Annotated in this window: 22 protein-coding genes and 3 pseudogenes; 14 read left to right on the forward strand and 11 right to left on the reverse strand. The window is 70.0% G+C overall.

Translation table 11 applies throughout. The features are described 5' to 3' along the window. Positions 1 to 6 precede the first annotated feature (6 nt). Entirely contained in the window at positions 7 to 1,017 is a 1,011-nt protein-coding gene (locus RM590_RS19495) for a questin oxidase family protein (RefSeq protein ID WP_311705904.1), read from the reverse strand. 66 nt (positions 1,018 to 1,083) lie between these two features. Further along, positions 1,084 to 1,404 carry a DUF1330 domain-containing protein gene (locus tag RM590_RS19500; protein WP_311705905.1) on the reverse strand — a complete coding sequence of 107 codons (321 nt, stop codon included), beginning with the start codon at positions 1,402 to 1,404 and terminating at the stop codon, positions 1,084 to 1,086. A 78-nt stretch (positions 1,405 to 1,482) separates the two neighbouring features. On the opposite strand from RM590_RS19500, the gene RM590_RS19505 reads away from it, so the two are divergent. Then, positions 1,483 to 2,205, forward strand: coding sequence for a TetR/AcrR family transcriptional regulator (locus tag RM590_RS19505; protein WP_311705906.1), 723 nt, complete (start codon positions 1,483 to 1,485; stop codon positions 2,203 to 2,205). A 14-nt stretch (positions 2,206 to 2,219) separates the two neighbouring features. Here the strand turns inward: RM590_RS19505 and RM590_RS19510 are convergent, their stop codons facing one another. Further along, positions 2,220 to 2,831 (reverse strand): dihydrofolate reductase family protein, encoded by a 612-nt coding sequence (locus tag RM590_RS19510; protein WP_311705907.1) that lies wholly within the window; start codon positions 2,829 to 2,831, stop codon positions 2,220 to 2,222. A gap of 134 nt (positions 2,832 to 2,965) precedes the next feature. On the opposite strand from RM590_RS19510, the pseudogene RM590_RS19515 reads away from it, so the two are divergent. Then, positions 2,966 to 3,040, forward strand: a pseudogene (locus tag RM590_RS19515) (carboxymuconolactone decarboxylase family protein); the annotation flags it as partial. Positions 3,041 to 3,125: 85 nt separating this feature from the next. On the opposite strand, the gene RM590_RS19520 reads toward RM590_RS19515, so the two are convergent. From RM590_RS19520 to RM590_RS19540, 5 genes are all read right to left on the reverse strand, one after another. Then, the gene (locus RM590_RS19520) at positions 3,126 to 3,983 is read right to left on the reverse strand and encodes an SDR family NAD(P)-dependent oxidoreductase (RefSeq protein ID WP_311705908.1); all 858 of its coding nucleotides are present in this window, start codon (positions 3,981 to 3,983) and stop codon (positions 3,126 to 3,128) included. Between the two features lie 126 nt (positions 3,984 to 4,109). Then, entirely contained in the window at positions 4,110 to 4,811 is a 702-nt protein-coding gene (locus RM590_RS19525; protein ID WP_394813910.1) for an SMI1/KNR4 family protein, read from the reverse strand. 75 nt (positions 4,812 to 4,886) lie between these two features. Then, positions 4,887 to 5,648 carry an SDR family oxidoreductase gene (locus RM590_RS19530; protein ID WP_311705910.1) on the reverse strand — a complete coding sequence of 254 codons (762 nt, stop codon included), beginning with the start codon at positions 5,646 to 5,648 and terminating at the stop codon, positions 4,887 to 4,889. A gap of 134 nt (positions 5,649 to 5,782) precedes the next feature. Then, complete coding sequence (locus RM590_RS19535; protein WP_311705911.1) at positions 5,783 to 6,127, reverse strand: hypothetical protein; 345 nt, start codon at positions 6,125 to 6,127, stop codon at positions 5,783 to 5,785. Further along, a complete protein-coding gene (locus RM590_RS19540) occupies positions 6,112 to 6,525 on the reverse strand; it encodes a MerR family transcriptional regulator (RefSeq protein ID WP_311705912.1) in 414 nt (137 codons plus the stop codon). Before RM590_RS19540 ends, RM590_RS19535 begins: the two co-directional genes overlap by 16 nt. A gap of 116 nt (positions 6,526 to 6,641) precedes the next feature. Between RM590_RS19540 and RM590_RS19545 the strand changes: the two are divergent. After that, positions 6,642 to 7,717 (forward strand): annotated as a pseudogene (locus tag RM590_RS19545) (alkene reductase). 22 nt (positions 7,718 to 7,739) lie between these two features. On the opposite strand, the gene RM590_RS19550 reads toward RM590_RS19545, so the two are convergent. After that, entirely contained in the window at positions 7,740 to 8,171 is a 432-nt protein-coding gene (locus tag RM590_RS19550; RefSeq protein WP_311705913.1) for a protein-tyrosine phosphatase family protein, read from the reverse strand. 163 nt (positions 8,172 to 8,334) lie between these two features. Between RM590_RS19550 and RM590_RS19555 the strand changes: the two genes are divergently transcribed. Beyond that, positions 8,335 to 9,201, forward strand: coding sequence for a GNAT family N-acetyltransferase (locus RM590_RS19555; protein WP_311705914.1), 867 nt, complete (start codon positions 8,335 to 8,337; stop codon positions 9,199 to 9,201). Positions 9,202 to 9,530: 329 nt separating this feature from the next. Beyond that, complete coding sequence (locus RM590_RS19560) at positions 9,531 to 10,091, forward strand: DUF1062 domain-containing protein (protein WP_311705915.1); 561 nt, start codon at positions 9,531 to 9,533, stop codon at positions 10,089 to 10,091. Between the two features lie 68 nt (positions 10,092 to 10,159). On the opposite strand, the gene RM590_RS19565 is transcribed toward RM590_RS19560, so the two are convergent. Next, positions 10,160 to 11,056: an NAD-dependent epimerase/dehydratase family protein gene (locus RM590_RS19565; RefSeq protein WP_311705916.1), complete on the reverse strand. Its 897-nt coding sequence runs from the start codon at positions 11,054 to 11,056 to the stop codon at positions 10,160 to 10,162. A 149-nt stretch (positions 11,057 to 11,205) separates the two neighbouring features. Here RM590_RS19565 and RM590_RS19570 point away from each other — a divergent pair, with 149 nt between their 5' ends. Then, positions 11,206 to 12,171, forward strand: coding sequence for a GlxA family transcriptional regulator (locus RM590_RS19570; RefSeq protein ID WP_311705917.1), 966 nt, complete (start codon positions 11,206 to 11,208; stop codon positions 12,169 to 12,171). A 107-nt stretch (positions 12,172 to 12,278) separates the two neighbouring features. On the opposite strand, the pseudogene RM590_RS19575 reads toward RM590_RS19570, so the two are convergent. After that, positions 12,279 to 12,652: pseudogene (locus RM590_RS19575) on the reverse strand (VOC family protein). Between the two features lie 1,090 nt (positions 12,653 to 13,742). Here RM590_RS19575 and RM590_RS19580 point away from each other — a divergent pair. The 8 genes from RM590_RS19580 (at position 13,743) to araD (ending at position 22,724) form a co-directional block, all read left to right on the forward strand. Continuing rightward, on the forward strand, positions 13,743 to 14,801 hold the full coding sequence (locus RM590_RS19580) for a tol-pal system YbgF family protein (protein ID WP_311705918.1): 1,059 nt from the start codon (positions 13,743 to 13,745) through the stop codon (positions 14,799 to 14,801). Positions 14,802 to 15,095: 294 nt separating this feature from the next. Beyond that, the gene (gene tgmA / locus RM590_RS19585) at positions 15,096 to 15,326 is read left to right on the forward strand and encodes a putative ATP-grasp-modified RiPP (protein WP_311705919.1); all 231 of its coding nucleotides are present in this window, start codon (positions 15,096 to 15,098) and stop codon (positions 15,324 to 15,326) included. Continuing rightward, positions 15,323 to 16,267, forward strand: a complete 945-nt coding sequence (gene tgmB, locus RM590_RS19590) for an ATP-grasp ribosomal peptide maturase (RefSeq protein WP_311705920.1) — start codon at positions 15,323 to 15,325, stop codon at positions 16,265 to 16,267. The genes tgmA and tgmB overlap by 4 nt, the downstream gene beginning before the upstream one ends. Beyond that, a complete protein-coding gene (tgmC, locus tag RM590_RS19595; protein WP_311705921.1) occupies positions 16,264 to 17,460 on the forward strand; it encodes an ATP-grasp peptide maturase system methyltransferase in 1,197 nt (398 codons plus the stop codon). The genes tgmB and tgmC overlap by 4 nt, the downstream gene beginning before the upstream one ends. 536 nt (positions 17,461 to 17,996) lie before the next feature. After that, a complete protein-coding gene (locus RM590_RS19600) occupies positions 17,997 to 19,142 on the forward strand; it encodes a right-handed parallel beta-helix repeat-containing protein (RefSeq protein ID WP_311705922.1) in 1,146 nt (381 codons plus the stop codon). A gap of 203 nt (positions 19,143 to 19,345) precedes the next feature. Beyond that, entirely contained in the window at positions 19,346 to 20,053 is a 708-nt protein-coding gene (locus tag RM590_RS19605; RefSeq protein WP_311705923.1) for a GntR family transcriptional regulator, read from the forward strand. Further along, positions 20,050 to 20,958, forward strand: coding sequence for a dihydrodipicolinate synthase family protein (locus RM590_RS19610; RefSeq protein WP_311705924.1), 909 nt, complete (start codon positions 20,050 to 20,052; stop codon positions 20,956 to 20,958). Before RM590_RS19605 ends, RM590_RS19610 begins: the two co-directional genes overlap by 4 nt. Next, positions 20,943 to 22,724 carry an L-arabinonate dehydratase gene (araD, locus tag RM590_RS19615; protein WP_394813905.1) on the forward strand — a complete coding sequence of 594 codons (1,782 nt, stop codon included), beginning with the start codon at positions 20,943 to 20,945 and terminating at the stop codon, positions 22,722 to 22,724. Before RM590_RS19610 ends, araD begins: the two co-directional genes overlap by 16 nt. The last annotated feature ends 205 nt before the right edge of the window (positions 22,725 to 22,929 follow it).

A 22,929-nucleotide genomic window follows, 5' to 3' on the forward strand; every position in this document is an offset into this window, starting at 1 on the left:
CCCGGCTCAACGCAGGGGTTCGCTCAGCTCGATGGCGCGCAGAGCCGCCGCCAGGGCCGGTTCGTCGCCGACGTCGAGCGCCGTGTCGGTCAGCTTGATGACGTGTTCGTCGCCGTGCGCCAGGGCCCGTTTGAAGACCTCCTCGGGTGTGACGGTCTCCGGCGGGGTATAGACGACCGGGGCGTCCGGCGCGTACATCGCGGTCACCGCCGCGGAGGCCGTCCACGCGGCGCGCAGGCTCGGCGCCCACAGCGCGCGCGGGAGGGCGGGCAGGGCGCGCAGGACGGCGTTGGGAGCCGTGGCCGCGTGGACCAGCATCGTCTCCTCGCCATGGCCGTGGGTGGCATACCGGTGGGTGGCCGCCCGCACCAGTTCGGCGAGGCGGCGGCGCGCCTCGTCCGGGTCCGTGACCGAAGCGGCCCACACCGGCAGGGCCCGGACGCGGCCGAGCCGGACGGGGAAGCCGCCGTCCCGCGCGTCGATGGGCGGCACCGCGTCGAGCGCGGCGGCGGCGCCGGGCGCGCCGGTCAGCGGGGCGAGGTCGCCGACGCGGTGGTGGCGGGCGGCCCAGTAGCCGAGGCCATGGGCGAGTTCGGTCAGCCGTGGCGCCGTGTCCTGGCCGGCCAGCAGAGCGCGCACGGCGTGGCCCACCCGGATCACCGGGTGCGTCGAGCCGCCGTACATGCCGGGCAGCAGGCGGGGCCACCACTGCGTGAGCACGTCGCGCCAGGGGCGTTCGGCGATCTCGCGCTCGAAGTAGCCGATCCAGTCGGCGGCGCGGCGCGGATCGCCCAGCGCCGGACGCCAGTTGGCGGCCGTGACCGGCTCCACGCCGGAGGGGAACTCCTCCAGCTTGCGGGCATAGAGATCGAGCCAGCGGTGCACCGAGCGGGCCTGTCCGCGCGCGGCGAGGGCCTCGACGGCCATCGGCGCGTGATTGGTGAGCCGCCCGTGCCGCTCGGGTCCCGAGGTGTGCAGTCGCTGGAGCGCCTCGTCGAGGGCGCCGGTCGTATCCATGGCGAGGACGGTAGGCGGGGCGCCCCGGCGGGCGTAACAGGCGGAAGGCTTAGGACCCGGCCAACGTCACGGCTGGTCGGGGAGGGAGAAGCCCTCGGGCGGCGAGCCCTCGGCGAACAGCATCCCCACCCGGATCCTGCCCTCCCGGATCTCCCGGGCCCGCCGGTACTCGGCGGAGTCGTACCACTCCCGGATCCGGTCCATACCGGGGAACTCGATGACCAGGAACCGGGCGGAGTCCCAGGTGCCCTCGACGGGCTCGGGCGTGGGGCCCGCGACCAGGTAACGGCCGCCGTGGTCGAGGACCGACTGCTGGGCCACGCGGGCGTAGGCGAGGCCGGCCTCCTCGTCGAGCACGTCGACGTTGACGATGACGTAAGCGGGCATGGGGTTACCCCGTTTCCTTTTGACACGGCGTGTACTAATGGCACGGCGGAGACTATTGCACCCCTGTAACCTGATCAAGTGACCATCGACGAGGGCCGGCGTGTCGCGGGCGTGATGAGCCGCCGGGAGCGGCTGAGGGCCGAGACGAGCCGGGACATCAAGGCCATCGCGCTGCGGCAGATGGCGGAGGGCGGGCCCGGGGCGATCTCGCTGCGCGGCATCGCCCGCGAGATGGGGATGACCCCTCGGGCCATCTACAGCTACTTCCCCACCCGGGACGACCTGATCACGGCGTTGATCAGCGGAATCGCCGCCTCGCTCGCGGAGGCGCTGGAGACCGCCAGCAACGCCGTGCCCGACACCGACCCCGGCGGCAGGCTGCTGGCGTGGGGCCAGGCCCTGCGGGAGTGGGCGCTGGCCCACCCGGAGAGCTTCCGGCTCTTCTACGGCCACCCCGTCCCCGGCTACCAGCCCCCGGAGGACGGCCCGGTGGACCGAACGGCACGCCGCGTGTGCCGCGAGCTCACCCGCCTGGTGGCCGCCGCGTGGCCCCACGCTCGGCACCACCAGCCCGAGGACACCTCGTGGTCCGACCTGCACCCGGACTACGTCGCGAAGATCCAGGCGGACCTCCCCGACGTGCCACCCGCCGCGGCGGCGCTCGCCCTGCGCGTCTGGGGCCGCATGCACGGCCTGGTGGCCCTGGAGATCGACGGCCACATCCAGCCCGTCGCGGGCAACCCGGCCGCGCTGCACCGCGCCGAAATGCTGGACCTGGTCCGGTCGTTGGGCCTGAGCTAGCCTCCTGCCCCGGATCAGCCCCGGCGGCTCCCGGCGCGGCCGGGCGGCCGATACCGCAGGAGGACGTTGCCCGAACGGAACACGGTCACCGCCCGCGCCGTCAGATCGACGCGGTCCTTCAGGCCGGCGAACAGGCTCCGCCCGCTGCCCAGCAGCACCGGATGCACCAGGATCCGCAGCTCGTCCACCAGCCCCCGCTCCAACAGCGACACGGTGAGTCCCGAACTCCCGAAGACCGCGACATCACCGGCGGATTCGCCACGGAGCCGGACGACCTCCGCGTCGAGATCGCTGCCGTCGGTGACGCGCGTGCCCTCCCAGGGGGTGACCGAACCACTGCTCGTCACCACCGTCTTGGGCACGGCGTTCATAAAGGCGGCGATGTCCGGCAGCCGTTGGGCGGCGTCGGCCGAGGGCCAGACCTCGGCGAAGTGCTCATAGGTGCGCCGGCCCAGCAGCAGTGCGCCCACCTCACGGGTCTGTCGCAGGTTCCACTCGAAGAACTCCTCGTCGTACACGCCCCAGCCCAGCTCCCCGCCGGGTCCCTCGTGATACCCGTCGAGGGAACAGAACAAGAACGCGAACACCTGCTGGTGCGGGCGCTGCGGCGCCGGGTCGCGACTCATCTCATCTCCTTCCCATTCACCGTTGGAACACCGGGCAGACCGCCCCCGGGGACAGAACTCATCGGAAGGTGACGCACGTCGGCAGCCCGACCGCGGGCCAGGTCCTGAAGCACATCGTCTCGGCGCACAAGGCGATCACGGACGCGGCCGGAGGCGTCACGGACGAGGTCTGGGCGAACGCGGCCAAGCACGACGACGAGGAGCAGCTCAACTTGACTTGGGAGTGCGACGAGGAACGGCGAGGGCCTGCTGGGGCCATCCGGCACCGACCCCGGCAGGCCCTCGCCCGCGGGTTCAGGTCGCGGGACGCTCCGGAACGAGCTCGCCGTGAGCCTCCAGGGACAGACCCCGCCCATCGGCCCAGGTCTTGAGCCGGTCCGCGTAGGCCCGCTCGATGATCTGGTGGAATCCCTGACCGAAGAGCACCCGCAGGGGCGGGTTGTCGGAGTCGACGATCTTGAGGAGAGTCCGGGCCGCGGCGGCCGGGTCGCCGGCGGGCTTGTCCGCCGCGAGCCCGGCGAGGTGCCGGCGGAGACCGTCGTAGACCGGGTTGGTCTCGGCCAGATGGCCGTTGCTGAGCGGATCCGGGTTCTTGCCGTCCCTGGTGGCGAAGCCGGCCGGCTCGATCACGGTCACCTTGATGCCGAAGCCGGCGACCTCCTGGGCGAGCGTTTCGTTCAGGGCTTCGACGGCCCACTTCGAGACGTGGTACGCGCCGCCGAGCGGCATCGCGACGAGCCCGGCCACCGAGGACAACTGGATGATGTGCCCCGCGCCCTGCTCACGCAGGTGGGGTAGCGCGGCCTGAACGACCCACACCGCACCGAACAGGTTGGTCTCCAACTGGTCGCGCAGCTCCCGCTCGGTCAACTCCTCGATCGCGCCGATCTGGGCGTAGCCGGCGTTGTTCACGATGACGTCCAGCCGGCCGAAGTGCTCCTGGGCCCGCCTCACGCTCTCGAAGACGGCGGCCTTGTCGGTCACGTCCATCTCAAGCGGGAGAATCGCGTCGCCATGGGCGGCGACCAGGGCATCAAGGCTTCCGGTACTCCGGGCGGTCGCGGCCACCTTGTCGCCGCGAGACAGGGCGGCCTCCACGAAGCTGCGGCCCAGACCGCGCGACGAACCGGTGACGAACCAGGTCTTGCTCACGATGTCTTTCCGTTCTGCCGAAGTTGGCTGTCGGTCACGAGACACCGGAGACCTGAGCCCTGTGACAGCGGCACCTCCGTGACGCGCGTCACGGAAGGGCGCACGGACGCCGGCACACGGCGTTCTTCAATCTCCCAACGCCGGTTGCCGGGCGGTGGATCGGGGACCGTTCAGCAGCATCCCGCCCTTCGGGAGCAGGCGTTCGTCCCGGGGGTCCACCCAGGTCAGCCCACCGCACACGGTCAGCACCGGCCACGTGTACTGGTCACGCCGCCCGTTCGGCTCGATCAGGCAGCGGCCCTGTTCAAGCGCGTCGGCGAGCTCGGTGAGCCACGCCTCCAGCGGCCATCCCGACGTGAACGTCGGGATGGGCTCCGGTTCCTCGTCGACCGCCCACCGGCCGAGGTTCCCGTAGGACGGCTCATCCGGGCGGGCGTCGATGTAGCGGCCGTACCAGATGTCGCCCGGGGTACAGGAGATGGGGATACGGCCCGGCTCGCGCTCCCAGTCGCGGATCTGCACGACGTAGGCGTCCTGTAGCTGTTCAAGTCGGTACCAGCCCTGGTGTCCCGGCAGGAATCCGGCGGGCCACCAGCTCGTGCCCGCCGCCGGATCGTCGATGCCGTCGTGAAGCCCGTACCACGCCCGCAACGCGGGCGGGAACGCCACACCGATCGCCTCCTCCACGGCCGCGATATCGGTATCACCGGCGGGAGGGCGCAACAGCGCTGCCGATGCCGGAGCGTGCGTCCGGAGCCAGGCTTCGATCCGGCTCCAGGCCGCGGTGACCTGTGCGATTGAGACGGCCGGATTCCGTTGATCATCCATCCCGCCACCGTAGAGGCAGGCAGGAATGACCCCGCGGCCCATGAGTCCGGGTCGGAGGTGTGGCGATGGCCGTCTTCAGCGCTTGGTGACGAAGTCCTCGAAGGTGATGGAGCCCAGCTTGTTCTCCGGTACGAGGTTCCCGCCGTCGGCGAAGCCGCGTGCGGTTCTGCCCGGCAGGCAGAGGGAGACGATACGGCGACGGCGGCCGTGCGCCCGGTGGTAGGCGGCCGCGAGGTCCCGCATGTCGCGCACCTGCGGCCCGCCGATGTCGGGCGCCCGCCCGGCCGGGGTGCCGAGTGCGAGATCCACCAGCCGGGCGGCGGCGTCGCGGGTGTCGATCGGCTGGAACCGGAACCGCTTCAGGGCGAGAGTCAGCGGCAACCGGCGCTGATACGCGAAGACGGCGGCCAGCAGGTCGTGGAACTGGGTGATCCGCTGGACCGTCCACGGCAGCCCGGAATCCGCGACCAGCTTCTCGGCCGCCAGCTTGGCGCGGTAGTACGGAAGGGGAATGATGTCGACACCGACGATCGAGACGTAGACCAGGTGCGGGGTGCCGCCGGCGCTCACCGCGGCGTCGATCAGATTCCGGGTGGCGACGATGTCCCGCCTGCCGTTGGTGGTGGCACAGTGCACGATGGTCCCCACCCCCCGCACGGCGTCCTCCAGTCCCGCTCCCGTCCTCAGATCACCGGTGATCGTCCGGTACGGCACCCGCGAGCCGGGCGCCCGGCCGCGGCGGCTGAGCACGCGGACCACCTGCTCGCTCTCGCAGAGAAGCCGCACCACTTGCCGCCCGAGCTTTCCGGTCCCACCGGTCACCAGGAATGGCTCCATGAACGCTCCCGTCTCTTCGCGTGCGGCTGCCGCTCGGGCAGCCGGGGTTCGGTTCATGAGTGATGACGGGGACATGGGGCCGGAACGTGACATCCCCCGGCCGTTCAAGTCCGCCGCCTCGCGGACCCGCGCGCTCAGCCGGCCTCCAACGCTTCGGCTCGCCTGGTCAGTTCCGCCGCGATGTCATCCCAGTCCGGGCCGTGCAGCCAGAGGTTCTCGGCGGCCTCCCGCAGCAGTGCCGGCTCGTCCGGCCGCTGCAGGAGCACCAGCCGATAGGCCAGATTCCGGACCCAGACCGGCAGATGGCCGTCGACTGCCTGCGGGCAGAGCTCATACAGCATCGCGAGGATCGAATCCGCGTCGGCGAAGGTCAACTCCTCGATGAAGTAGTGCTCCCGGTGTTCGAGTCCACATTCGGGCACCGGTCGGTACTCGTCTCCGAAGAGACACCGGGCATGCTCCGTCAGGGTGCGGTGCATGCCCCGGAGCCCTGACGCGATCCGACGACCGCCGTCGCCCGCTGGTTCTCCCGGTGCGTTCGGGCAGCGGCTATGACCCCGTCGAGCGCGCGCCGGGTGCGCATGAGGTCGGCGATGTGCTGGGAGAGCCGGTCGCGCTCCTGCACCATCCGCTCCAGCGATGTTTCGGAGTTCTCCTCACTGGGCGACTCGACGCAGGGCAAAAGCTCGGCGATGGTGCGGCTCGACAGCCCCGCGGCGTACAACCGCTGGATGAACGTGACCCGTTCGACCTCGCTGTCCGTGTAGTGCCGCTGCCCGCCGGCGCTGCGGCTGCTCTTGAGCAGTCCCTGTTCTTCGTAGTAGCGCAGGGACCGGACGCTGACTCCGGTCCGGGACGCGAGCTCTCCGATGCGCATGCCACCCCCTGGTTGTGATCCGTGGCACAAAGCCTTGTCCCTGACATCCATGTGAGGTTCTAGCGTACCTGGCGTGCCCGGAAATCGGGCGTTTCACTTCCCGAGGGAGTCCTGACGTGACGACGCTTCTCGACAGCCATCGGCTCGGAGACCTCACCCTGCCCAACCGGGTGGTGATGGCCCCGATGACGCGGGTCCGGGCCGCCCCCGGTGGACTGGCGACCCCCTCGATGGCCACGTACTACGCGCAGCGGGCGACGGCCGGACTGATCGTGACCGAGGGCGTTCAGCCCAGCGTGATCGGACAGTCCAATCCGGGGACACCGGGACTGCACACCGAGGAACAGGTCACCGCGTGGCGCCAGGTGACCGCGGCCGTGGGCGCCAACGGCGGCCGTCTCTTCGCCCAGCTCATGCACGGCGGACGGGTCTCCCACCCCGACACCACCGGTCTGCGGCCCGCCGGTCCCTCCGCGGTCCCCGCCGTGGGGGAGGTGTTCACCCCGATCGGGCCCCGGCCCGCGCCGACGCCGCGTGCCCTGGAGACCGCCCAAGTGCCCGAGCACGCCCAGTCGTACGCCCGGGCGGCCCGCCGCGCCATCGAGGCCGGCTTCGACGGCGTGGAACTGCACGGTGCCAACGGCTACTTGATCTCGCAGTTCCTCTCCTCGAACGCCAACCTGCGCACCGACCGCTACGGGGTCTCGGTGGCCAACCGGATCCGCTTCGCCGTCGAGGCGGCCACCGCGACCGTCGAGGCCGTCGGCGCGGCCAGGACCGGCATCCGCCTCTCCCCGGGCGGGACGTTCTGGGGGGTCGAAGAGACCGATGTCCCCGCGCTCTACGCGGAGTTGCTGGCCGAGCTCGCCCGCCTGGGGCTGGCCTACGTCCACCTTGAAGCCACCGCCGACGAAGAAGTGCTGATCGGCCTGCGCCGCGCGTGGCCGGGCACCCTCATCATGAATCCGTCGATTCCGATGGGGCGCCGAAGCAGACCGGGCGGGCCGAGGCCGACCACTGGCTCGGACTGGGAGCCGACCTCATCAGCTTCGGCCGGGCGTTCATGGCCAACCCCGACCTGGTCGAGCGCCTGCGCACCGGACTCCCGATCGCCCCCGTCGACGAGGCCACGTACTACCAGGGCGGTGACGCGGGCTACCTGACCTACCCGGCGTACCAGTACACGGCCTGATGCCCACTGGGCCGGACAGGGCCTAGCCGAAGCGGACGACGAAGCGGCGCTGCCAGGGGGTTTCCACGGCCCGGCGGGCGTAGTGCTCCCTGACGTAGGCGACCGCCTCCGCGTTCGGCACGCCGTCCAGGACCGCGAGGCAGGCCAGCGCCGTTCCGGTCCGGCCGACGCCGCCGTCGCAGGCGACCTCGACGCGCTGCGACTCGGCGCGCTCCCACGTCTCGCGCAGGGCCTCGGCCGTCGCCGCGCGGTCGGACGGCAGCCAGAAGTCGGGCCAGCGCAGCCAGCGGCTCTCCCAGTCGACGGGGGACGGCTCGCGCCCCCGCAGATAGAGGCCGAACTCCGGCTGCTGTCCCGGCGGCAGCGGCCGGCGCAGTCCCCGGCCGCGAACGAGCCGGCCGGAGGGCAGCCGCAGCAGGCCCGTGGTCGTGGGCTCCCATGAGGTGTTACGCACGCCGGAGAGCTTAGGGCGCCTCGCACGCCCGCGCTGTCCGGTGTGCCGCACATTCCGGGTGCGGAAAACCGGAGCAACGGGCTCTGGGACGCCGGGCCCGCCGTTGAAGTGCCGCCCGGAAATCGAGTGCGGACCGTTGGCCCGGTGGTGTGTGATTGGGCGCATGGCAATTCGGTTGGGCAAGCCGACAGTTGACGGGCTGAGCGAGGCCGTGGGCGTGCTGCGGGAGTGGCAGTCCGACCGGGCGCCGTGGCAACTGCATCCGGGGGACCTGGGCTGGTACTGGCGGTTCGGCGCGGAGGCGACGGCCGAGGCGGTCCGGACCTGGAGCCGGGACGGACGGATCCTCGCCGTCGGGCTGCTGGACGGTCCCCAACTGCTGCGGCTCACATTCGCGCCGGACGCCCAGCGGGACAAGGAGCTGGCGCGGCAGGTGGTCGCCGACGTGACCGAGCCGGAGCGCGGCGTACTGCCGGCGGGGGAGGCGTACGTCGAGGCGCCCAAGAGCGCACTGGTCCAAGATCTGCTGTCCGGGGACGGCTGGGACACCGACGAGCCGTGGACGCCGCTGCGCCGCGACCTCAGTGAGCCGGTGGAGGATCCAGGCGTGCGGGTCGAGGTGGTCGGACCGGAGCGGGCGCACGGGTGGGCCGCCGTGCTGCGGGCGTCGTTCGACGCGTCGACGTTCACGGACGAGCGCTGGCACGCGATGGCGGCCGGATTGCCGTTCGCCGACGCCCGGTGCCTGATCGCGTACGACGACGAGGACAACGCGGTGGCGGTGGTGACGGTGTGGTCGGCCGGTCCGGGAAAGCCCGGACTGCTCGAGCCGATGGGCGTGCACCGGGAACATCGCGGTCACGGCTACGGCAAGGCGATCACTGTCGCCGCGGCGGCCGCACTCCAGGAGCTGGGCTCGTCGAGCGCGATCGTCTACACCCCGAGCTCCAATGTCGGCGCCGTCGCCACCTACTCGTCGGCCGGCTTCCAGCAACTCCCCGAGGTCCGGGACCGACGCCGGGACGCCTAGGTTCTGTCCGGCCGCGGCCTCCGCGAACGGCAGCTCATCGACGTAGCGGTTCCAGTTGACCCACCGCGACTCGATGACCGGATGGTCGTTGACGACATCGTCGCGGGAGCGGAACGGACGCGGCGGCGCCCCGCGACGGTCCGCCCGGTGGTCGCGAAAAACGGCTGGACCGTGTGGAGGAGGGGCGCCTAGCCTGGCCTCTCCATCTACGTGAGGACCTCACGCGCATGACGCCGCCCGCGCTCTGAACCTGACACCCCCTGCGCATTGGTCGCCGACGAAGCCGTCGGCTCTCTTTTCCATGCCTTCGTCAGGTCTTCAGAGAGCTCATGTCCTCATATCTTCATGCCGTGCTGCCCTGGGCCGTGCGGCGCACCCGCCTGCCCCTGCTCGCCCTCCGGTGCGTGGCCTGCCCTTCCGGCCGCGCCACCGTCGGCAAAGGCAAGTTCCGCGTCAACGCCAACGGCAAACGTCTCGACGTCTGGCTTCTGGTCAACTGCGTCTCGTGTGACCGGACCGGAAAGATCACCGTTCACGATCGCGTCCCGGTCCGCTCACTGCCCGCCGACCTGCTGGCCGGTTACTCGGACAACTCGCCTTCCCTCGTCGTGGACACCCTTCTCGCCCCGTTGATCGCCCGGCGCAACCGGTTCGCGCTCGACTGGGACGGGTGCTGGGAACTCCACGCGGCTCCCGTTCCGGTGGATCCGTGGCCCCTTGAGATCACGGTGACCTTCGACGTTCCCGTGCCGGTCCGTCCCGAGCGGCTCATCGCTCGGGGATTGGGCATCACCCGGCATGAGATCGCCCGGAGAGTCAAGATCGAGATCCCGCTGAACCGCAGGACGAAACAGGACTTCTCATTCGTCCTGGTGGGGTCGGATCAGTAGGTCGAGTGTCGATGTGACGCTCTGTCCGGCGTGGGCGGGCCGGGAGTTCCGGCCCGCCCACCGCCGCGTCACGCCGCCAGCGCTTCGGTGAGCGTCGAGGGCTTGAGCCCGAAGGTGTCGCGGATATCGCTGTCGTCCACGAGGAAGGGACGCTCGGACATGTAGCTCATCTCGGCGAACTCCCGCCACACGGGATCGGCGAAGGACAGCAGCGCCATATCCCGTTCGGTGAGCGGCTCCAGCCGCGGTTCGGGCGCTCCGTGGAGTTCGGCGAAGTCGGTCGCGGCCTGGCGCAGGGTCGTGGTGATGACCGGGGCGTGCCAGGCCCGTCCCCAGGCCCGCTCGTCGCCGCCGACCGCCACCAGCGCCGCCGCGACGTCCTCGGTGAACGAGAACGAGTGCGCCGCGTCGGGGTTGCCGTGGACGAGAGCCAGTTCGCCGTCGCGGACCCGGGGCGCGACCAGCAGCGTGAACGCCGAGACCGCGCCCGGGCCCAGGTATTGGCCGGCGCGCACTTCGGTGACCCGCAGCCGCCCCTCGTCGTGGGCGTTCTTGGCCTGCCGCCACAACTCGGCCCGCACCCGGCCCTTTCGGGTGTGCGGGGCCAGCGGGGTGCGCTCGGTGACCGGCCCGGTGGTCCGCTGATAGCCGTAGTGATTGCCGAGCATCACGTAATCGGCCCCGGCCCGCTCGGTCGCGGCGAGGATGGAGGCGAACAACGGCGGCATGGTCTCCGGCCAGGTGTGGTAGGCGGTCATGGCGGCGTTGAAGACCGTGGTCGCCCCGGCCAGTGCGTCGGCCAGCTCGTCGGTGTGGCCCGCGTCCAGGGCGAGCCGTTCGATGCCGGGGTGGTCGGGCCCACTGCCGCTCCGGGTGATGAGGCGGACTCGCTCGCCGCTGTCGGCCAGTTGCCTCGCGGTCGCGATTCCGGTCGCGCCCGCCCCGATGACGACTCGTTCAGCCATGACGGTGTTCTCCGTTTTCCCTGAAAGGTGGAACGTTTCCCGGAAGGGGGAAACGCGGTGCGCGGGGGCCCGGCCGCTCGCCCAACTCTGCCGTGCGGCCGCGAGGTAGAGTCAGTGGCCTGAATGCCATGAGCTCCAAGGATCTGGCCATGCCCCATCGTGTCGCCGTCCTGGCCGTCCCCGCGGTCAAGCCCTTCGACCTGTCCATGCCGGAGACGCTGCTCGGCGCCGCCGAGCTCGGCGGACGCCCCGGCTACGAGGTGACGGTGTGCACCGCCACCCCCGGCGTGGTCGCCGCCTCCGGCGGTATCGAGGTGGTGATTCGGCACGGCCTCGAGGCGGTCGCGGCGGCGGACACGGTGATCGTCCCCTCGACCGCCAGCCGGCACGACGCCGAGCCGGCCGCGCTGGACGCCCTGCGGGAGGCGGCCGCCGCGGGCAAGCGCGTTGCCTCCATCTGCAGCGGAGCCTTCGTCCTCGCCCAGGCCGGGCTCCTCGACGGCCGTGTCGCCACCACCCACTGGGCCCTGGCCGAGGAACTGCGGCGCGCCTTCCCCGCGGTGCGCGTGGACGCCGACCGGCTGTTCGCCGAGGACGGACGGATCGTCACCGGCGCGGGCTCGGCCGCCGGGATCGACCTGTGCCTGCACCTGATCAGCCGCGACTACGGCGCGGCCGCGGCCAACGCGGCGGCGCGCGCCGCCGTCGTCACCCCGGTGCGCAACGGCGGGCAGGCGCAGTTCGTGCAGACCCCGCTGCCGGCCGAGACCGACTCCTCGTTGGACGCGGCCCGCATCTGGGCACTGCGGCACCTGGACCGGCCGATCTCTCTGCACGACCTGGCCGGCCAGGCGAAGGTCAGCGTGCGGACCCTGACCCGCCGCTTCACGGCCGAGACCGGTGTGACCCCGTTCCAATGGCTGCTCCAGCAGCGGCTGTTGCGGGCCCGCGAGCTGCTGGAGACCACCGACCTCACCGTCGACCATGTGGCCCGCCGCAGCGGCCTCGGCTCCGGCGAGTCGCTCCGCCAGCACCTGAGCCGCCAGATCGGCATGACCCCGGCCGCCTACCGGGGCGCCTTCGCCCACCGCCCGGGCGTGAAGACCGGTCGGTGACCGCGCGCGGCCCGGCCCGGACGCGGCGTTTCACAGGCGGTCGCCGCACCACACCGCCCGCTTCGGCCCCCGGCCCGGCGGCGCCGCTGGAGTGCGCGGGCCGGTGCTCAGCTCAGGCGGGTTCGCAGGAGGCAGAATTCGTTGCCTCGGGGTCGGCCAGGACGTGCCAGGACTCCTCGCCGGTCTGGCCGACGTCGGCCGGGCGCGCCCCCAGCTTCAGGAGGCGGTCGAGTTCGGCGTCCTGATCGCGGTCGGTGGCGTTGACGTCGAAGTGCAGCCGCAGCTTGCCCGCCTTGGGCTCCGTCGTGGCGCTGAAGAACAGAGTCGGCTGCAATCCGCCGAACCCTTCCCGCGGTCCGATCTCCACCGAGCCGTCGTTCTCGGTGCCGAGCACGATGAAGCCGAGCACCTCGCACCAGAACTCCGCCAGTCGCTGCGGGTCCCGGCTGGGGATGATCAGTTCGGAAATGCGACAAGCCATGATCGGCACCCTAAGGGCGTCAATCGCACGCGGCCACTCATTGAGCGGCTCCGGGGCCGCGACGCGGCGGGCCGACCCGGCCCGCCGGGACCGTTCCGGCGGCGACGGCTGTGCCCGGCGAGGCTAGGCCGTCCGTCCCGCCCACCTCCGCAACCGGGGATCGAAGCGGCGGGAGGCCCACAACACCGTGTTCCGCGTCATCATGAATGTCTCCCCACCGGAGAACATCAACCGCTTGCGGTCAGGCGCCAATTGGACCATGTCGACCACGGTGAATATCTGCCCACCGATCGTCAACTGATCGCCGCGCCGGATACTGCGGACGTCCACCTCAACAGAGATCAGGACATGGGACGCCGGGGTGGCTATGCGGTACGCGGGATGAGAGGCCATAGTCATTCTCTCTGTGTCAGAAGGAACGATGGGCGGCCGTTGCAGGCCAGCAGGAATGCTTCGCCTCCGGCCACAGGGGCACGTGGCAATCCGGGCACTCGGACGAAGAACACTCGGCCGGTGTCTCGCTGGTGGTATCACGGGGACCGTCGGAGTTCTGCTGATCGCTTCTCCCTCCACCTGGGCGAGCGGAATCGCTACTCTGTTTCATGTCGACCTGCCTTCATTCAGCTTCAGGTTGGCCGACCCCCGGGCCTTGTAGGGAGGCCGCGGGGGGCCGTTCCTCGGGGTCGGTCACGAAGCGCCTACCAGGGGCGCTAGCCTTGTGTGTCCGACTGCTCACGTATAGCCAACCGGCGGTGCCCCGTTCGCGGCACCGCTGTCGCAGGGCCGATCTATAAAAGCTATGCAGGAGCTGCTATGACGAAGGGGCAGCCGAACACTTCCCTACGGCGCCTCATCAAGGCGACGGGGCTGTCCATCACCCAGTTCGCCGCAGTGGTGAACCGCGTGGCGCATGGAGCAGCGATGCAGCCAGCCCTCGGTCAGTCAGTGGATGAATGGGACAACGCCGCGCCCGGAGATGCGCCCGTGCATCTTGGAGGCTCTGGCCCGGAAGTTGAGCCGTCCCGTCACGTATGAGGAGGCGGGAATCCCCAGATGCGAAGACCAGCCCACCGCCCCCAACTTCAGTACCGTGGAGGAACTGATTGAGCTTGGGAGGATCGACATGGACCCGTCCCGCAGGGGCGCCCTCAGTGCTGGGCTCTTCTCCGTCGCTCTGACCGTACCCGGGTGGCCAGACGTGGTCAGCCGGATGGAGTTCGCGGTGTCCGGTCACGCCCGGCGTATCGGTAGGGCCGACGTCGAAGTCGTGGAGGCCATGACCGGAAGACTGTCGGAGCTTGACGACCAGTTCGGCGGTCGGCACGCGCGCCCGATGACAGCCTCCTTCCTGGTGAACACCGTTGGTCCGCTACTCCGTGCCGACGCATCAACAGAGGTCCGGAACGCCGTTTACTCCGCCGCTGCGTTCCTCTCCTACCTCACTGGGTGGATGGCCGTGGACGAAGGGCTCCATGGCCTGGCCCAGCGCTACTACGTGAAGGGACTGCAACTGGCCGGGGCCGCCGGAGACCATCGCACCTACTGTCACATCCTCCGGGGCATGTCCGTGCAGGCAGTCGATCTGGGGCATGGCAGTACAGCCCTTCGCCTGGCAAACGCGTCTGCGTCGGCCGCGCCGAACACCGGCCCGCGACTTCGGGCGTTCATGTCCGGGCAGGTGGCACACTCGTGCGCCGTCGCCGGTGACCGCGCTGCCGCACTTCGGAGCCTCAGGGAGACTGAAGTAGCAGTGGATCAGGCGGAGTCCAGCACTCGGACCTTCGGCGGCTACGGCCCCTCGACATTGGCATATCACACCGCACAGGTCCGCTATGCCCTGGGGGATATCGCCGGCAGCGTGTCTTCCCTGCACCTGGCCTCCCGACTCCGGGACCCGACTCGCCGACGCACCCGCGTTCGCCTGGACTCCTTCCTCGCGGAACGGCAGTTGGAGTTGGGGCAACTTGAGGCAGCTTGCGCTACGTGGGATCGGGTCCTCGACGACTATCCGTTTGTTGATTCGGCACGCGCAGACGATCGCATCGCCACTATGCGGGCCTTGCTCCGTCCACATTCCAGCGCTCCGTGTGCCAAGGAACTGCTGGAACGTACGCGGGGCATTCTGGCAACCCGGGCCAAGAAACCGTGACTTGGGCAGTCTTACGAGGGGGTGGTGCGCCCGGCGCTTGGCGACTCGTCCGCTTCGCTTCCGGTTTTATGGGTTTTACGACTCTCTCCGTGCTCCACGGTGCCGCCGCACCCATGCGCCGCGTTGTACTGAGCGGGACACGGCTCCCATCGGCCCGCCTCCTGAGGGCTGCGCCACGTGCGGGTAGATCCGACCGACGAAGGAGATCTGGTGTTCGCTCACTCAGACCGGTTGCCGACCAGCGCCCCGTTACCGAACGGCCTTGCCACTCGTCGTCCGTGGGGAGTGCGGCGCATGGCGCCGTATCCGGCCAGCGGTTCGGTGGACTTCGCTCAGGCCGTGCTGGACCCCGAGACACAGACCACGCGTTATCTGGACGCCAGCGGCGCCGTGCTGGACGCGCCGAAGCACGGCACCAGCACGGGCACCACCCCGCCGACCGGTACCGGCAACCCGAGCGACGGTTCCGGACCCGGTGGTCCCGCAGGTGGGGACCAGGACAAGGGGAACGACAACGACCAGTGAGACACGCGTCCCGCCCGGTGGTCGTCATCACGAACCTGGATGACGCCACCACTGATCTCGTGATTGCCGAGCTGCACGACCGGGGGGTCCCGGTCGTGCGGTTCGACTCCGGGGACTTCCCCGCCCTTCTGTCCTTCTCCGCCCACATTCATCGGGCAAGCTGGGAAGGTAGGTTGACGACCACTACACGGGAGATGCGCCTCGAAGACGCGCGATCTCTGCTGTACCGTCGTCCTTCCGGTTTCTCGTTCCCGCACCTGTCGGAACAAGACGCACGGTTCGCCGTGGGGCAAGCGCGCTACGGGCTCGGCGGTGTTCTGGCATCCCTGCCCGACTGTCTTTACGTGAACCATCCGAACCGCATCGGGGATGCCGAGTTCAAGCCCGCCGGCCTTGCCGCAGCCGTGCGCTCCGGATTCGCCATGGTCACCAACGAGCCTGCGGCTGCCAGGGAGTTCGCCAAGAGGTACGGGCCGGTTCTCTACAAGCCGCTCCATGTTCCGCTCTACCTGCGAGACGGCGTCTCCTGCTCCGTCGAGGTCGCTCCGGTGGCGCCCGAGGAGATCGACGACGACATCGCCGGCACGGCTCACCTTCTGCAAGTCATCGTTCCCAAGGTGGCCGACATCCGGACGACCGTCATCGGCGAGAGAGTCTTTTCCGTGCGCATCGACTCGGAAGCTCTCGACTGGCGCACAACCTACGGTCGGCACACGTATACGGTGGTCGACACGCCGCCGGACGTGGCAGCGGCGTTGTTCGCGTACCTCAAGAGTTTCGGTCTCGTCTTCGGCGCATTCGATTTCGCTCTGACCTCCGACGGTCAATGGATGTTCTTGGAATGCAATCCTTCTGGGCAATGGGCGTGGTTGGAGAAAGAAACGGGACTGGCCATGATCTCGGCATTTGCTGACCTACTTGAGAGAGGCGCCACATCATGACCGACCCGGAGAAGTCGGCGGCGCGATTGCGACGGCAGCTCGCCGATCGGCTTTCCGAAGCCGGACATCTGAAGTCGCCCCAGTGGCAGGCAGCCGTGGAGGCGGTGCCGCGTCATAAGTTCCTGAGTGGCGGTTTCTTTCGTTCCGTCCCGGGCTCGTCGCCGACTGCATACGCGCCCGTCCTGCCCGACGAGTATTCGGAAGGCTGGCTCAGTCTGTGTTACGCGGATGAGTCATTGGTGACGCAGATTGCCGGAACTGTCGTGCCGCGTGACATCACCGGCACCATCGCCCGGCAGCCATCGTCTTCGTCAACGCTGCCGTCCCTCATGGTCGACATGCTGGAAGCGCTCGACGTGGAGGACGGAAACGCAGTTCTGGAGATCGGCACCGGTACCGGCTACAACGCCGGTCTCCTCGCCCACCGTATCGGGGTCGAGAACATCACCACTGTCGAGACGGACCCCGATGTCGCCGCGAGCGCGCGGCATGCGTTGTGGGGATGTGGCTATCAGGTGGACGTCGTAGTGGCGGACGGCAGAAAAGGCTACGCGGACAGCGCTCCCTATGATCGCGTCATCGCGACATGCGGCGTCACACGCGTACGGCAGGAATGGGTAAACCAAACCAGGCCCGGCGGAATAATCCTCACCACGCTTCGGGGCGGTCTTTGGTCCTCCGGACTTGCGAAACTCACACGAACGGGAGACGGGACGGCCGAAGGTGCGTTCATCTCCGAGGCGTCGTTCATGCGTGCGCGGCAAGAAAAGCCCGAATCGAACCTCGACATCCCCGGCCCGGACGATGGAGAGCGGCGGCGTACCCACCTCGGTGGTGACATCGCCCACGACTGGACGGCGCGGTTCATCATCGACAACACCATGGACGGACTTTCACTCATCGGCGGTGTAAGCCTCGCCGGAGAACCCCCAAGTGACTACTTCCTGCACCCGGAATCAGGGTCATTCGCGGCGGTTTCCGGGAGCGGCGACGAGGGATACACCGTTCGGCAGGGCGGCCCTCTGCGGATGTGGGACACGGCGGAACGCGCCATCGGAGAATGGCGCGAGCAAGGCTCGCCAGGCGTGACCGCGTTCCGTATCCGCGTTACCCCGGAAGCTCAGACGGTGTACCTGGAATCAGCGCCCGGCGTCGCATGGGTGAAGCCGGCCGGCACAGCATCCTCTCTCTGACGCGGGCGGTCGCCTCCGCGCTCGGGAGGCCGTCCGGTACCGCCAGACACGCCGATGCCGCCGCCCGTTGGCGGCTCGGTCGCGGGCCGGTTCCGCCGGGTGGAGGCCCGGCGTCGGATGCGGCGGCGTCTCCGACTGCCGAGCCGCGCATGCGGGGGCGCGATCGTGGCCGGGTCAGCACATGACTGAACGACGTCCTCGGCAATGACGGGCGGTGGGGCAGGCCCACGGCGGCCCGACTCCTGGTCGGGACGGGCCCGTTGGGCGGGTGCCGGCCGGGGAGCGGGGGGCCGCCTCGAAGCCGTCCGCGCACGGTTATTGACGCGTTCATGGAAGCGTTGGAATACTCCCAGTGATCGCAAGCGCTTTCCCGAGCCGCCACGGGCGCTTCGCGCACCTTCCCCTCGGGCGCCATCACATCCCTGGTCAAGGACGGGTCGGTTATGAATCGATTCACGGTGGTCAGGAGTGGTCAGCCCCGGCGGCGCGTGGTCAGCCCTGTTCCCTTAACTCAACCCCCCACCAGGAGCGACACGATGGGACGCAGAGCCGCACTTCTTTCCGGAATCATCTCGCTGGTCACCGCCGCCGCGACGCTGACGGGGTCGGCCGGTGTCGCCCAGGGCGCCGATGTCGGCGCGCTCGCCTGCGGTGACGGCTCGTACCAGGCCGAGGCCGTTCGCAACGGCAACACCTGGACCGCCCCGGGCTACTCGGGCACCGACATGCTCTCCGCGATGCGGGCCGCCGTGAACAGCCTGCCGGCCGGCCGCACCTCCAAGGCGCGGGTCGTCGTGCGCGGTTCCGGCAGCGTGCCGGGCAACCAGTCGCTGGACCTGCCCAGTTACACCGTGCTCGACGTCTGCGGAACGATCAGCGTGACCGGGTCCATCGGCGCCAACCACGCGCCCATCCGCACCCAGAACACCCGGGACGTGGAGATCCAGAACGTCAACATCACCGGTGCCCCGTACTTCGCGATCTTCGTGCGCAACGGCACCAACATCACCATGGGCCAGATCAACCTCCAGATGTCCGGCGGCCTCGGCATCCGGATCGACAACCACGCCAACCGCAACGTGCGCACCCGCAACGTCCGCATCGACAACGTCTATGTGTCGGGCAGCGGCAGCCACGGCGTGGAGACCTATGGCGTGGACGGCCTGACCATCGGCACCGTCACCGCCCGCAACACCGGTGAGTCCGGCCTGCTGCTCAACGACACGATCAACGCCACCATCTCGCGCGTCGACGGCGAGGGCACTGGCGCGGGCACCGGCTACGCCGCGTTCCGCATGGCCAACCGCAACGGCCGGATCGGCGGCAGCTACCCGACCAACATCCGCGTCGGCGAGGTCATCGCCCGGGGCGGCGGGCGCGGCATCTTCTGCGTCTCGGAGAGCGGCGGCGCCGTGATCGACCGGATCACCCTGTCGAACACCGGCAACAACTCGGTGCTGATCGAGAACTGCTACAACGTGAACCTCGCCGCCCAGAGCGGCAGCGTCTCGGGCGGTGGCGAGTTCCGGCTGGCCGCGCGCACCGAGTTCCCGGGCAACCGGGACATCACGGTGCAGAACATCACCTTCACCAACTCGTCGCTGCGCGAGAGCCCCTGCGGCACCAACGTGGTGTACCGCAACCTCACCCTGAACAACACCAGCCGCAACACCTGTAGCTGAGCCTCACCCTCCACCCCCCCACAGCCCATCCCCCGGCGGAGGTGTCCGCCGGGGGATGGGCGCGCTCCCGCAAATTTTCACGGGGTTTGTCAGAACCGTTGACGTGGCCCGGGCGCCCACCTACCTTCGTGCGCACCGCACGTCGTACGCCATATGTCATATACGAGATGCCATATGCGAGATCTTTGAGGGCCGTCCCGAGTATGAACGCTCCCCTGTCCGGTGCCGCGCCGGTGCCGATTCCTTCCCGGACGCAGTTCGTCCTGGAGCATGTGACGCACGCGATCCTCACGGGTGGGCTGGCTCCTGGTTCTCCCTTGGTGGAGACGGAGTTGGCCGCCCGGTTCGGGGTGTCGAAGACGCCGGTGCGGGAGGCGCTGAAGACGCTGGCCGGGCGGGGGCTGGTGGTGATGAGCGAGTACAAGGGCGCCTCGGTGCGCACCGTGGACGCGGAGATGGTCCGTTCCGTCTACGACGTCCGGCTGCTGCTCGAACCCGAGGCGGTGCGCCGGTCGGTGGTCTCGGGCGCCGGCCTTGAGGCCGCGCACGCCGCGCTGGAGCGGGCGGACGCCGCGAGCGACGCGGCCGAACGCTCCCTGGCGAACCGGGACTTCCACCGCGCCCTGTATCTGCCGTGCGGCAACCCGCTGCTGGCGCGGATGCTGGACGACCTGCGCGACCAGGCGGCCCTGGTGTCCTCCGTCGCGTGGCAGGCGCGGCCCACCTGGGAGCGGGAGGCGGACGAGCACCGTTCGATCCTGGCCCGGGCCGAGGAGGGCGACGCGAAGGCGGCGGCCGACTTGTTGCGGGAACACATCGAGGCTTTTGTCCACCGGGCCTTCCCGTCCCCGGACGGGCAGCCGCCCCTGGACAAGCAGCGGGACGGACGGGGAGACGAGGAGAGGGCATGAACGACTTCACCGCTCAGCGTGCGGCGCTTGCGGATGTGGTGGCCATTCCGGTCAGCCCGTTCGACGCCGAGGACCGGCTGGACCGGGATGTCTACCGGGCGTTGGTCCGGCGGCTGCTGGACGCCGGTGTGCGGGCGCTGACCCCGAACGGCAACACCAGCGAGTTCTACTCGCTCACGCCGGAGGAGCGGCGGGTGGAGGTCGAGCTGACCGTCGCCGAGGCCGGTGGGGGCGCGCAGATTCTGGCCGGGGTGGGGCAGGAGGTGCCGACCGCCGTGGCCGCCGCCGTGCACGCGCGGGAGGCGGGGGCCGGGATGGTGATGGTCCACCAGCCCGTTCACCCCTATGTCTCCGGCGAGGGCTGGGTGGAGTACCACCGGGCGATCGCGGCGGCGGTGCCCGAGCTGGGTGTTGTTCCCTATATCCGCAATCCGGCGATCGAGGGTTCGCACATCGCCCGGCTCGGTGACGCGTGCCCGAACGTGATCGGGGTGAAGTACGCGGTGCCGGACCCGGTGCGGTTCGCCGCCGTGGCGCGGGACGCGGGTCTGGAGCGTTTCGTGTGGGTGGCGGGGCTGGCCGAGCTGTCCGCGCCGGCCTACTTCGCGTGCGGCGCCACCGGGTTCACCTCCGGGCTGGTCAATGTCGTGCCGGAGGTGTCGATCGAGATGCTGCACGCCCTGCGCGCCGGTGACTACCCGGCGGCGATGAAGGTGTGGGAGCTGATCCGCCCCTTCGAAGAACTGCGCGCCGAGCGGCAGTCGGCCAACAACGTCACGGTCGTCAAGGAAGCGCTTGCGGCGCTCGGCCTGTGCCGCCGCGACATCAGACCGCCCAGTTCGGAACTGCCCGAGGACCAGCGGCAGACGGTCGCGGCGATCGTGCGTGAATGGGAGGCGCGGTGAACGACCAGCCCACCAACGAAACCGACCGGCCCACCAACGAAGAGGCCGGTGCTCCGGTGTTGCGGAGTCACCAGTGGTACGGCACCGACGGACTGCGGTCGTTCAGCCACCGCGCCCGCACCCGCCAGTTGGGGTTCCTGCCCGAGGAGCACATGGGCAAGCCCGTGATCGCGATCCTCAACACCTGGTCCGACATCAACCCCTGCCACCAGCATCTGCGGGAGCGCGCCGAGGCCGTGAAGCGCGGGGTATGGCAGGCGGGCGGGTTCCCGCTGGAGTTCCCCGTCGCCACCCTGTCGGAGACCTTCCAGAAGCCCACCCCGATGCTCTACCGCAACCTCCTGGCGATGGAGACCGAGGAGCTGTTGCGCTCCTACCCGGTGGACGGCGCGGTGCTGATGGGCGGCTGCGACAAGACGACCCCGGCGCTGCTGATGGGCGCGGCCAGCGTCGATCTGCCCACCGTGTTCGTGCCGGCCGGGCCGATGCTGCGCGGGCACTGGCGCGGCGAGACCCTGGGCTCCGGCACCGACATGTGGAAGTACTGGGACCAGAAGCGCGCCGGCCGGATCGGGGACCGGGAACTGGCCGAGCTGGAATGCGGCCTGGCCCGTTCCCCGGGCACCTGCATGACCATGGGCACGGCCTCCACCATGACCTCCGCCGCCGAGGCCCTGGGCGTGACCATGCCCGGTGCCGCCGCCATTCCGGCCGTGGACTCCGGCCACAGCCGGATGGCCGCCGCCGCGGGACTGCGGGTGGTGGAGCTCGTTCGCGAGGGGGCGACGCTGTCGCGCTTCCTGACCCGGGAGGCGTTCGAGGACGCCATCACCACGGTGCTGGCGCTGGGCGGCTCGACCAACGCCGTCATCCACCTCACGGCCATGGCCGGGCGTTCCCGCATCCCGCTGGGGCTGGAGGACTTCGACCGCATCGCGCGCCGCGTCCCGGTGCTGGCCGACATCCGCCCCGGCGGCCGGTTCCTGATGGAGGACTTCCACTACGCCGGCGGCCTGCCCGGCCTCCTGGCCCGCCTGGGTGCGGAGGGCCTGCTGCATCTGGACCGGCCCACCATCGCCCACCCCACCATGCGCGAACAGCTCGCCGGCGCCCTGGTCCACGACGACGAGGTCATCCGCACCGTGGACAACCCGGTGGCCGAGCAGGGCGGGCTCGCGGTGCTGCGCGGCAACCTCGCCCCGGACGGCGCGGTCATCAAGCACATCTCGGCCGAGCCGCACCTGCTCAAGCACACCGGCCCCGCCGTGGTCTTCGACGACTACCGCACCATGCAGGCCACCATCAACGACCCCGCCCTGGGCATCACCCCGGACAGCGTGCTGGTGCTGCGCGGCGCGGGCCCGCTGGGCGGGCCGGGCATGCCCGAGTACGGCATGCTGCCCATCCCCGACTACCTCCTCAAGCAGGGCGTCACCGACATGGTCCGCCTCTCCGACGCCCGGATGAGCGGCACCAGTTACGGCGCCTGCGTCCTGCACATCGCCCCCGAGTCCCACATCGGCGGCCCCCTCGCGCTGGTCCGCACCGGCGACCTCATCACCCTCGACGTCACCCAGCGCACCCTCCACCTGGAGGTGTCCGAGGACGAACTCGCCCGCCGCCGCGCCGCCTGGCAGCCACCCCCACCCCGCTACGGCCGCGGCTACGGCGCCCTGTACGAGCAGCACATCACCCAGGCCGACACCGGCTGCGACTTCGCCTTCCTCTCCCGACCGGGAGAGGTCCCCGAGCCCTACGCGGGCTAACGAGGCCGTCAGGTCCTGTCCGGTTGGTCTTGTCGGATCAGCCCTTGGCTCCCCCAGGCCCTTGGGGACCTGGGAGGTACCCCCCGCAAGGCGCCGGATCGCCACTCGTACTTGTCCGTACTTGGGCGATTCGGCTGGGGGCACCTCCCAGACGAAGTCTGGGGGAGCAGCGAGGTGCCGTGTATGGCGGCGCGGGCCCGGCAAG

Source organism: Streptomyces litchfieldiae (assembly GCF_031845365.1).
GTDB classification, from domain to species: domain Bacteria; phylum Actinomycetota; class Actinomycetes; order Streptomycetales; family Streptomycetaceae; genus Streptomyces; species Streptomyces litchfieldiae.